At 59.1% G+C, this 462-nt stretch carries 1 protein-coding gene; it reads left to right on the plus strand.

Going from position 1 to position 462, the window contains the following annotated elements:
- The coding region (locus lacNas_RS00685) for a D-alanyl-D-alanine carboxypeptidase family protein (protein ID WP_201346498.1) at positions 1–462 on the plus strand (462 nt) is incomplete at both ends.

Here is a 462-nt window from a genome sequence, read left to right on the forward strand (position 1 = left end):
ATTATTGCTGACCGGCGCAGCCGCTTGGCAGGCAAAGCCGGTAGCCGCTGCAACGGCCAACTACCAGAAGCAGGACTTGAATCTGGACGTCAAGGCGGCCATTGCCATTGATGCCGACAGCGGGCAGATTCTTTACGCAAAAAACGCGACCACGCCCCGGCAGATCGCGTCAATGACCAAACTGGTCACGGTTTACCTGACCTTGCAGGCCATCAAGCAGGGCAAGCTCTCCTGGACCAGCACGGCCAAGCCAACGGCCACCATTGCCAAGATCAGCCAGAATTCCGAGTACTCCAACGTCCCGCTGGCCAGCGGCCATGCCTACACGATCAAGGAGCTCTACCGGGCGACCTTGATTGAATCCGCCAACGGGGCGGCTTTGACTTTGGCCCAGGCAGTCGGCGGCAGCCAGGTGGCTTTTGTTAAAAAGATGCGCAAGCTGCTGACCAGCTGGGGGATTAC

This window comes from Lactobacillus nasalidis, from assembly GCF_016587775.1.
Classification (GTDB): domain Bacteria; phylum Bacillota; class Bacilli; order Lactobacillales; family Lactobacillaceae; genus Lactobacillus; species Lactobacillus nasalidis.